The following is a 9805-nucleotide window of genomic DNA, read 5'->3' as shown; positions in this document are numbered from 1 at the left end:
CTTCAGATACTGGCCGTTGACATAGTGGATGCCCATGGCGCCGCCGGTGATGCCGCTGGCACAAGGAATAGGCGCATAGCCCTCTGATACCGCTGCCTTGACGTCGACAAACCGGCTGTTGACAGCCCGCACCTTGTCGGCCAGCGGGCCGGAGGCAGCTTCAGCCGGCTCCTGATGCGCCTGCGCGAGGGTGGTGCAGATTGCCAGCATGGTCCCCGCCATAAGAAGTCCGCTGCGAAAGTTTGATATCATCTTCATTCCATTCTTCTTGAAAAAGCACAGCTGGCCGGCCGCCGAAAATACGGAGGCCCGGCAGGCAAGCGCTGTGGCTGTTGTTGCTTGGAGATCCCGAAATTGATGTAACGGCTACCGAAAAGGATCATCCCTTCGGCAGATACGGGATCGTTCCGGCCAGATCGGTGTTGTCGATCATCTGGAAACGGCTGTCGCTGCCGTCCTGACGGGCCGAGACGAAGGGCGCGTAGGCAGGATCGGTGGTGAAGGCGCGCGCCGCCGCTTCCGACGGGAACGCCATCAGCGCGATCAGCGTGGTATCGAGCGGCTTGCCTTCAAGCGTTTTCACATTGCCGCTGCGCGACAGATATCTGCCGCCATGCTTGTGGACGAGATCGTGCACCGAGGCGGCGTAAGCCGGCACCCACTGCGGGTCGTTTATCTTGATGTCTGCGATAACGTAGGCGGTCATGGTGGTCTCCTGGTTGCGGTGCACAGGCGTATCCCGTGCAACCGGCCAAAAGGCTCGCATGGCAGGACCCTCGCCAACCAGTCCGCGATCTGTACCGGGGCAGTACAGTTTCCGTACTGGCCGCTTCATTCATGAAGGCCTAATATTCGGTCAGGTTTGAGGGAGAGGCACCAATCATGAGCCAGCACGGATACAAACAATTCTGTCCGCTATCGATGGCCGCTGAGGTGCTGTGCACCCGCTGGACCATGGTGCTGATGCGTGAACTGGTGGCCGGCTCGACCCGCTTCAATGATCTTCGCCGCGGCGTCCCCAAAATGTCGCCGACCCTTCTGTCGCAACGGCTGAAGGAACTTGAGATCGCCGGGATCGTCGAGCGCAAGGAAGTGCCGGGCGAAAAAGGCATCTTCGAATATCGGCTGACGGAAGCCGGCCGGGATTTGCGTCCTGTCGTCGAGGCAATGGGCTTCTGGGGGCAGAAATGGGTCGAATCCCGGCTGTCGCTGAAGAACCTCGATCCGTCGTTGCTGATGTGGGACATGCGGCGCAATCTAAACCCCTCGCCGCTGCCTGAAGGGCGCACGGTGATACAATTCCTGTATCAGGATCTCCCGGCGTCCAAACGGTCGTGGTGGCTGATCGTCGAGAAGCACGGTGAGGTCGATCTGTGCTGGTACGATCCGGGCTTCGATGTCGATCTCTACGTCTCGACCGACCTGCACACGATGACGGCGATCTGGATGGGAGTGCTGACCGTCGAGAAGGCCGGCGCCAGGGTTGCCCTGACCGGCGACCAGGCCATCGGCAGGAAGATGCAGACCTGGCTCGGCCTCAGCCCGTTCGCGGTGGAGCCCAAACGCGCGGCTTAGGAGAATCGGTGCATGTTAGGCGCGCCTGCGGCCCCTGTCATTTGCAAGGTGATAGGGTTGCACGAGGACTTCGGCGGGAATTTTCCATTCCTTGTTCAGTTTGAAGACCATATCCAGGGTGAGTGCGCGCTTTTTGTTCAACACCTCGGTCGCCCGGGGTGATGATCCGATCACCTCGGCCAGCGCCTTCCGCGACAGGTTGAACAGTTCCATGTGCGAATGAATGGCTTCAACGGGATCCGGTGCTTCAATCGGGTAGTGCTTATCCTCATAAGCCTCGATCAGGGTTGCGAGAACGTCGAACCGGTCACCATCGAGAGAGCCGACCTCCGGCTCATTTTCGAAATATTTAGTGATTTCGGCGATCGCCCAATCGTAATCGGCTTCGGTCTTAATGGGTCGAATGTTTTCCATCACACCTTCTCCGGATCAATCTTGTCATACTCTTTGTGCGTGCCGACGAATTTGATCAGAACGCGGTGAAACTTGTAGGCGACGTGGACAATCAAACGATACTTGTTGCCGCTAATGTCGAAAATGATGCGATTGTCACCTACGAAATCAACTGTCGCTCCAAACGCATACTTGACGTCAGCCGGGGTCTTCCAATCAGCATTCCCGACAGCCACATACCAAGCCGTCAAAGGAGCTTCGGCCTGATTGTGTTTTGCCCAAAAATCCTTCAGCGCCTTCTTGGCAATTATCTGCATGACCTGATATAGCAAATTCCCAAATTGGGAACAAGAGGATTTTCCCAAATTGGGAAAGGCAAGTGAGGTTCTCCAGGCACTTGTCAGGAAACGGGTGGCGGGGCCGGCTTGTGGTGGCTTCAATGCGGTCATGTTCATCACCCTGGCCAAGAATCTGAAGTCCGCGCCGCTGCAAATCACCGACGATCCGCGCTGGGCGCGCATCGTCGCGCGCGACAAATCCGCTGACGGCGCATTCTGGTATTCGGTGGCGACGACGGGCGTCTATTGCCGGCCTTCCTGTCCGTCTCGGCGCGCCAATCCGAAAAATGTGCAGTTGCACGACACGCTGGACCAGGCCAGGGCGACCGGTTTTCGCCCGTGCCGGCGCTGCGATCCACATGGCCCGTCGCTCGAGGCCGGCAACGCGGCGATGGTCGCCGCTGCCTGCCGCAGGATCGAGCAGAGCGAGGAAGAACCCTCGCTCGCTGAATTGGCTGATGCCGCCGGCCGCAGCGCCGGTTATTTCCACCGCATCTTCAAGGCGGTCACCGGATTGACGCCGAAGGACTATGCCGCCGCACACCGCGCCGCCAGGGTCCGCCAGGGCCTGGAAGACGGCACCAGCGTGACGGCTGCGATCTACGATGCCGGTTTCAATTCGAGCGGGCGTTTCTATGAGAAATCCATTGGTATGCTCGGCATGACGCCGACGCGCTATCGCGCCGGCGGCTCCCATGAAGAGATCCGCTTCGCCGTTGGCGAGACCTCGCTCGGCACCATCCTGGTCGCGTCCAGCCAAAAGGGCGTCGCCTCGATCCTGCTCGGCGACGATCCCGACGCGCTGGTGCGCGACCTGCAGGACCGTTTCCCCAGGGCACGGCTGATCGGTGGCGACCGCGACTACGAGGCGCTGGTCGCCCGCGTCGTCGGTTTCGTCGAGGCTCCGGCGCTCGGCCTCGACCTGCCGCTCGACGTCCGCGGCACGGCGTTCCAGCAGCGCGTCTGGCAGGCCTTGCGCGCCATCCCCGCCGGCCAAACGGTTTCCTATGCCGAGATCGCGCATCGCATAGGCGCACCTAAGGCGGCCCGCGCCATCGCCGCCGCCTGCGCCGCCAACAATCTTGCCGTCGCCATTCCCTGCCACCGCGTCATCCGCAAGGACGGCGCACTTTCCGGCTACGCCTGGGGCGCGGAGCGCAAGCGCGCGCTGCTCGACCGCGAGGCAGCGTCCGACAATGCCAACCGGTCGGTACGGGCCTGACGAGGACCGGCAATGCGCGCGATGGCAAGGTCTCCCACCACCGATGCGAACATCCAGACCCAAGCTGCCGGCAGCCGCCGCGCCCCTGACGCGAAATCATGGGTGATGACCGCCATCGGCCAGATGGTCGATGATGGCAAAGCCGAATGGAGCCGCACCGCAACCGGCGAGGTTGAGTTGCGCCTGTCATCAGGCGAAGTGTTCGTGCTGGGCGAAATTTCCGTCACCCGTGTCGCATGACGTCCTCAGGCGAAGTGCCAATGATCCAAATCAGCGCTCTACGGCGCCGTAGAGCACCTGCCTTGGAGATTCGAATTTGAAAGCAAGCATCGGAGTGAGCGCCAATCAGCACGTGGCTAGGGTTCAGGCACAGACAAAGGAGTGAAGGCAATGAACCTCGTACAAACCAATATTCCGGCGACGGTCACCAAGCTCGCCGCCCTCGATATCATAACCTACGCCATCGGCGAATCCCCGATCGGTAAAATCCTGGCGGCACGCAGCGCTATCGGCGTCTGCGCCATCCTGATCGGCTCGGACGCCGACACACTGGAGCGGGATCTTGGCCATCGCTTCCCGGGCAAGCTACTGGTCGAAGACGGGGCCACCTTGCGCGACGATCTCGCGGCAATCGCGCGCTTCATCGAAATGCCTGGCGTCGGCCTCGACCTGCCGCTCGACCTGCGCCGCGGCACGCCATTCCAGCAGCGCGTGTGGGAGGCGCTCCGAGGCATCCCGTGCGGCGCCACCATCACCTACGCCGCGCTGGCCCAGCGCCTCGGCCAGCCGGACGGCGCCCGTGCCGTGGCGACGGCCTGTGCGGCCAACGCGATTGCGCTGGGCATTCCCTGCCACCGTGTTGTCCGCGCCGACGGCACGCTGTCGGGCTACCGCTGGGGCGTCGAGCGCAAGCGCGCTCTGATCGACAAGGAGGCTACGATATGAATGCCCATGCCAGGGTTGCCGCATCGGCGGTTGAAGCTGCTCGGACGCGTGTCGCGGGTTACGACTGGCCCGCCCTTGCCGCCGAACTCGACGGTTTCGGCTGCGCGGTGATCGAGAAATTGCTCTCGCCCGAAGAATGCCGGGAGATCGCCGGCCTCTATCCCAAAGAAGAGCATTTCCGCAGCCACATCCATATGGCCAGGCACGGCTTCGGCAAGGGTGAGTACCGCTATTTCCGCTATCCCTTGCCGGACCTGCTCGGCGGCCTGCGCAGCGCGCTCTATCCCAGGCTGGCCGAGGTCGCCAATCGGTGGAACGAGCGGATGGGGCAGGCTATGCGTTATCCCGCGACGCATGCCGCGTTTCTCGATCAGTGTCATGCCGCCGGCCAGACGCGGCCGACGCCGCTGCTGCTGCAATATGTGCCTGGCGACTTCAACTGCCTGCACCAGGATCTCTATGGCGACCTCGCCTTTCCGCTGCAGGTGGCGATCCTGCTCTCCGAGCCGGGCCAGGATTTCACCGGCGGTGAGTTCGCGCTGACCGAGCAGCGGCCGCGCATGCAGAGCCGGGTCGAGGTGGTGCCGCTGCGCCAGGGCGACGCCGTTGTCTTTGCCGTCCACAACCGGCCGGTGCAGGGCACCAAAGGCAATTACCGCGTCAACCTGCGTCATGGCGTCAGCCGGCTGCGCTCAGGCATGCGCCACACGGTCGGGATTATTTTTCACGATGCGAAGTGAGCAGGGAGAAGATGGAGGTCCCCCTCACCCCGCCGGTGCATAGCGACTGACCACCATGCCACAGTCATAGGTCTTCGAGCCGAGCAGCCGCAGGTTTCTAAAACCGCCCTGATCAAAAATCCGGCGGCCCGCACCCAGCACCGCCGGGTTGATGAAAAGCTGAAACTCGTCGACCAGCCCGGCCGCAATCAGCGCCGACGCGAAACCGGCGCCGCCGAACACGGCCATGTCGCCGCCCTCGCCCGCTTTCAGCGCATTGACTTCGCGCGGCAGGTCGCCGCTGGCCACGCTCGTGCGCTCCCAGGCCGGCTCCCCGGCCGATTGCTTGAGCTTATCACTGAGCACCACCTTGCGGGCGTCGACGATGCGTTGCGCAAAGGCGTAGAACGGATCGTGCGGAAACTTCTTGGCGGCATTGCCCCAATGGGTGAGATAGCCCTCCTGCGCCATCTTGCGGCTGAGCAGGATGGTATCGACGCCTGTGAAGACAGCGTTGAAGTCCTGCTTCAGCTCATCGTCCCAGGCGCTCTCGTCACCCCACTCCCAGAGCTGCCAGGAATGGTCCTCGGTGGCGCCGACAAAGCCGTCGACCGACATCTGCATCTGCAGGACCAGCTTTTTCACCGTCATTCTCCTCACGGCTATCGCAAAACAGTTTACATTTGGAACTGTTGACGCAAGGCCAAAACGATGTCAATAGTAAAGTGATTTAGAAATGGAACCATAGATGGCGACGCGCGAAAAATCCGACTGCCCGATCAACCTGTCGCTCGAACTCATCGGCGACCGCTGGACGCTGCTCATCATCCGCGACATGGTCTTCGCCGGGAAAAAGCACTTTCGCGAATTCCTGCAATCCGACGAAGGCATCTCCTCGCGCACGCTGGCCGAGCGACTGCAAACGCTTCAGGACGAAGGCATCCTCACCAGAAGCGACGACCCGACGCATGGCTTGAGAACGGTCTACCGGCTGACCGAAGCAGGCATCGACCTATTGCCGGTGCTGGCGACGCTCGGCGCCTGGGGCAGCAGGCACCGCAAGGCCGACGAGAGATTGGCCAGGATTGCCAACCAGTTGGCGGCAGGCGGCGAAGCAGCGCTGGAAAAGATGAAAGCGGCGCTGCGAACGGAGCATAGTGTCTAGGCGGTTGCGTTCAAGCCGAACCGGCATGGCTGTTGCCGCACCCAATCGCTCTTCGCTTGACAACCATCCATCTTTGTTCTTTATTTGTTCTATTCTATCAGCAACTGCGGATGTGCGGTCGATGGAAACGACAGCCACCATCCTGCATGCCGATCTCGACGCTTTCTACGCCTCTGTCGAGCAGTTGCTCGATCCGCCGCTGCGCGGCAAGCCGATCGCGGTGGGCGGCGGCGTCGTGCTCGCCGCTTCCTATGAGGCGCGCGCCTTCGGCGTGCGTGGCGGCATGCCGGGGCGCAAGGCGCGCGAACTCTGCCCGCATTTGATCTTCGTCGGCGGCAATTTCAGCCATTACCAGCGGCTGGGCGATGCGGCGATCAAGGTGCTCGACGATTTTACGCCTGTGGTCGAGCGCATTTCCATCGACGAGGCGTTTGCCGACGTCGCCGGCTGCACGCATCTGTTCGGCTCGCCGCAGGAGATCGCGACAACCATCCGCCGCCGCGTACGGGCCGAACTCGGCCTGCCGATCTCGATCGGCGTGGCGCGCACCAAGCATCTGGCCAAGATCGCCTCGCAGGTCGCCAAACCCGACGGGCTGGTGGTCGTCGAACCCGGCACCGAACTCGCCTTCCTGCATGATCTGCCGGTCGGACTGATGTGGGGCGTCGGCCCGGCGACCAGGGCGCGGCTGGCCGAGATCGGCGTCGAGACCATCGGTCAACTGGCCAGGACGCATGGCGGCGCGCTGACGCGCCTGCTCGGTCCCGCCGCCGGCGAAAAGCTCGCCGCCCTGTCCTGGAACCGCGACCCGCGAAAGCTGGAGACGAAGCGCCGCGCGCATTCGGCCGGCGCCCAATCGGCGCTTGGCCAGAAGCCGGCTATGGCACGGGTCATCGTGCCGACACTGCTGCATCTGGCCGACCGCGTCGCCAGCCGGCTGCGCGCCAAGGCAAGGCCCGGCCGCACGGTGACGGTACGCGTGCGCTTTGCCGATCTCCGCGCCGTCACCCGTTCGATCACGCTTGACCAGCCGATCTCGGCGACCGCGATGCTGGCCGAGATCGCCGGCGATCTGGTGCGCGGCCTGCTTGCCGACAATCCACAGGAGAAAACGATCTCGCTGCTGGCGATCTCGGTCTCGCATCTTGAGGAAAGCTTCGAGTTACAGCTCGACCTGCCGCTTGGCCTCGCCGACGAGAGGCGCCGGCCCGGCACGAAGAAGGGCCTAGCACGCTTCGACGCCGACCGCGCCATCGACAAGATCCGCGAGCGCTTTGGCAAACAGGCGGTCGGCTACGGCACGGTGGCGCTGGAGGCGGCGCGCTCGGTTCCCGACGAATTCAGGGAGTTGGCGGAGAAGGAGCTGTGAAGCCGGGGGCTACTCCATCTCTTCGCCGTCCCAGTACCGCCTCACCGCTCCCATGTCGAAAATGCCGTCGCGCCGGCGCAAGGCGTCGACCGCCATCTTGTTGGAATCTGGATAGACGCAGACCTCGTTGGGATTTTTCTCGCCGATCATCAGGTAGCGGCACGGCCCCGTGCCGCTGTTGAGGAAGGAATGCCCGACCGCCAGGCCGGCCGGAAAGCAGACATAGTCGCCGGCTTTCATTTCGTGGCGCTCCTCGCCAAGCAGCAGCGTCACCTCCCCTTCCAGGATCAGCGCATGCTCCTCTTCCAGCATGTGATAGTGCCGGGGCGCCAGGCGCATGCCGGGCGCCGGCGCTTCGATCAGCATGCCGACATGATAGTCGGAGCGTCCCAGCGCGGCATAAGTCAGGTGCCTGGACCGGCCGCCGAACCGCGGGCCTTCGCCTTCGACCTTCCATTCGACAGCATCGCTGGCGATCGGCGGGATCGGCGCGGCCGGGGGTTTGGTGACACCGGCCGTCACATCCGACGGCAGCGGATCGCCGGCGGTAAGGCCGGTGTTCTCGCCGTCCCAGTAAGTTCGGATGGCTGCGAGATCGAAGATCGCGCGGCGGCCCAGGGCGCGTACCAGCACCTTGTTGGAGGCGGTGTAGACGACCACTTCATTCGGGTTGCGCTCGCCGACGATGACATAGCGGCACAGTGCGTCGCTGGTATTGATCAGGCAATGCCCCGCCGCGGCACCGGCGGGAAAGCAGATGTAGTCGCCGGACTTCATGGCATAGGCCGCGTCGCCGACATACGCGGTAAGCGCCCCTTCGAGGATGAAGACATGCTCTTCCTCGAAAATATGGTAATGCGCCGGCGAGGACTGCTTGCCAGCCGGAAGCTCCTCGATTGCCACGCCGACACGGTGTTTTTCGCCAAGGGCAGCCAGCGACAAATGCCGGTAGCGCAGGCCGAAGCGTGGCACATCGGACCATTCCGTCCACGGCACCTCATCCGATGCGAATGGTAGCGGCGGTTTAGCTTCGTCCACCATTAGGGCCTCCTGGTCCTGTCGCCCTGCCCTCGTCGCGTGCTGCTGGAGGGTCCACGACAGAACAAAGCTGCCAGCTTCCGGCTAAACCGCCAAGCGGTGTTCGCTACGCTCCTGACAAAGCCGGACAGAAGCCGCGCGCTTCAGCCTCGGATGGCCTTGCCCGCCTGCTGCAGCAATTCGAACGCCGCGAAGCGTTTGGCATGCCAGCCGGCCAGCGTAGCGTCGGGATGATAGACCTCGCCGAGTTCCGACATGCCGGCCATCGCCGCCGCCACATCCTTGTAGGCACCGGCGGCGACCGCGCCCAGCATCGCCGAGCCGAGCAGCACCGGTTCCGGCGAGGTCGAGGCCACCACCACCATGCCTGTGGTGTCGGCCAGCAGTTGGCGCACCAGCGGGCTTTGGCCGGCGCCGCCACTGACCACGATGGTGTCGACGGCAATGCCTTTCTGATGTTCGGCCTGCACGATCTGGCGCGCGCCGTAGCCCAGCCCGCAGACCCCGGCGACATAGAGCCCGACCAGGCTGTCGAGGCTGGTGTCGAGATCGAGCCCGGCGATCAGCGCGCGCGCGTCCGGGTCGGCGAAGGGCGCGCGGTTGCCGAGGAACTCCGGCACGACATGGATGCCGCCGACCAGGGCCGGCGTGGCCGCGGCTCCATTGCGGCTTTGCGCCTGCAGCGACAGCCAGGCGCTGAGACTGAGCCCCTCGGCTTGCGCTTTGGCGGTCGCTTCGCCGGCTGCAGGATGCATGCGCACCAGATGATCAATCGCAGCACCAGCTGCCGACTGGCCGCCCTCGTTCAGCCACAGGCCCGGCACCATGGCCGAGAAATACGGACCCCAGACACCGTCGACGAAGGCCGGCTCGGCGGTCGACGACATGGTGCAGGCCGAGGTGCCGAAAACATAGGCCATGCGCGACAGCACGCTGCCGAAATCGCCGCGCGCGCCGACCGTGCCGACGCCCCCGGCATGCGCGTCGATCAGTCCGGCCGCCACCGCGGTGCCGGGGTTGAGACCAAGGTCTGCTGCTGCC

Annotated in this window: 13 protein-coding genes and 1 pseudogene; 7 read left to right on the top strand and 7 right to left on the bottom strand. The window is 63.6% G+C overall.

Annotated elements, in window-relative coordinates:
* Window positions 1–258 (bottom strand): annotated as a pseudogene (locus EN884_RS13260) (hypothetical protein); the annotation flags it as partial.
* Window positions 259–379: 121 nt separating this feature from the next.
* A complete protein-coding gene (locus tag EN884_RS13255) occupies window positions 380–706 on the bottom strand; it encodes a DUF1330 domain-containing protein (RefSeq protein ID WP_013530739.1) in 327 nt (108 codons plus the stop codon).
* Between the two features lie 176 nt (window positions 707–882).
* Between EN884_RS13255 and EN884_RS13250 the strand changes: the two genes are divergently transcribed.
* Window positions 883–1575 carry a helix-turn-helix domain-containing protein gene (locus EN884_RS13250; RefSeq protein ID WP_024501641.1) on the top strand — a complete coding sequence of 231 codons (693 nt, stop codon included), beginning with the start codon at window positions 883–885 and terminating at the stop codon, window positions 1573–1575.
* A gap of 15 nt (window positions 1576–1590) precedes the next feature.
* Here EN884_RS13250 and EN884_RS13245 read toward each other — a convergent pair whose 3' ends face one another.
* Both EN884_RS13245 and EN884_RS13240 read right to left on the bottom strand, forming a co-directional pair.
* Window positions 1591–1989, bottom strand: coding sequence for a type II toxin-antitoxin system HigA family antitoxin (locus EN884_RS13245; RefSeq protein ID WP_024501642.1), 399 nt, complete (start codon window positions 1987–1989; stop codon window positions 1591–1593).
* The gene (locus tag EN884_RS13240; protein ID WP_063170283.1) at window positions 1989–2285 is read right to left on the bottom strand and encodes a type II toxin-antitoxin system HigB family toxin; all 297 of its coding nucleotides are present in this window, start codon (window positions 2283–2285) and stop codon (window positions 1989–1991) included. Before EN884_RS13240 ends, EN884_RS13245 begins: the two co-directional genes overlap by 1 nt.
* A 130-nt stretch (window positions 2286–2415) precedes the next feature.
* On the opposite strand from EN884_RS13240, the gene ada reads away from it, so the two are divergent.
* The 4 genes from ada to EN884_RS13220 all read left to right on the top strand — a co-directional run bounded on the left by ada (window position 2416) and on the right by EN884_RS13220 (window position 5213).
* The gene (ada, locus tag EN884_RS13235) at window positions 2416–3528 is read left to right on the top strand and encodes a bifunctional DNA-binding transcriptional regulator/O6-methylguanine-DNA methyltransferase Ada (RefSeq protein ID WP_063170284.1); all 1113 of its coding nucleotides are present in this window, start codon (window positions 2416–2418) and stop codon (window positions 3526–3528) included.
* 21 nt (window positions 3529–3549) lie between these two features.
* A complete protein-coding gene (locus EN884_RS13230) occupies window positions 3550–3768 on the top strand; it encodes a hypothetical protein (RefSeq protein ID WP_245469461.1) in 219 nt (72 codons plus the stop codon).
* A 150-nt stretch (window positions 3769–3918) separates the two neighbouring features.
* Window positions 3919–4473 carry a methylated-DNA--[protein]-cysteine S-methyltransferase gene (locus EN884_RS13225; RefSeq protein ID WP_063168577.1) on the top strand — a complete coding sequence of 185 codons (555 nt, stop codon included), beginning with the start codon at window positions 3919–3921 and terminating at the stop codon, window positions 4471–4473.
* Window positions 4470–5213: a 2OG-Fe(II) oxygenase gene (locus tag EN884_RS13220; protein WP_063168578.1), complete on the top strand. Its 744-nt coding sequence runs from the start codon at window positions 4470–4472 to the stop codon at window positions 5211–5213. Before EN884_RS13225 ends, EN884_RS13220 begins: the two co-directional genes overlap by 4 nt.
* Window positions 5214–5237: 24 nt before the next feature.
* On the opposite strand, the gene EN884_RS13215 is transcribed toward EN884_RS13220, so the two are convergent.
* Complete coding sequence (locus EN884_RS13215; RefSeq protein ID WP_245268621.1) at window positions 5238–5843, bottom strand: dihydrofolate reductase family protein; 606 nt, start codon at window positions 5841–5843, stop codon at window positions 5238–5240.
* A gap of 97 nt (window positions 5844–5940) precedes the next feature.
* On the opposite strand from EN884_RS13215, the gene EN884_RS13210 reads away from it, so the two are divergent.
* Window positions 5941–6357, top strand: a complete 417-nt coding sequence (locus EN884_RS13210; protein WP_024501648.1) for a helix-turn-helix domain-containing protein — start codon at window positions 5941–5943, stop codon at window positions 6355–6357.
* 121 nt (window positions 6358–6478) lie between these two features.
* Window positions 6479–7726, top strand: a complete 1248-nt coding sequence (gene dinB, locus EN884_RS13205; protein ID WP_063168579.1) for a DNA polymerase IV — start codon at window positions 6479–6481, stop codon at window positions 7724–7726.
* Between the two features lie 9 nt (window positions 7727–7735).
* On the opposite strand, the gene EN884_RS13200 is transcribed toward dinB, so the two are convergent.
* A complete protein-coding gene (locus tag EN884_RS13200; RefSeq protein ID WP_063168580.1) occupies window positions 7736–8767 on the bottom strand; it encodes a cupin domain-containing protein in 1032 nt (343 codons plus the stop codon).
* A gap of 140 nt (window positions 8768–8907) precedes the next feature.
* Window positions 8908–9805 (bottom strand): FGGY-family carbohydrate kinase (locus tag EN884_RS13195; protein WP_245491928.1); only part of this gene is annotated, 898 nt, incomplete at its 5' end.

Origin of the sequence: Mesorhizobium sp. M7A.F.Ca.AU.001.01.1.1, from assembly GCF_004022735.1 — a bacterium.
In the GTDB taxonomy this organism is placed as follows: Bacteria; Pseudomonadota; Alphaproteobacteria; order Rhizobiales; family Rhizobiaceae; genus Mesorhizobium; species Mesorhizobium ciceri.
The sequence above is the reverse complement of the archived record's forward strand: the minus strand, read 5'-3'. Positions and strand labels throughout refer to the sequence as shown.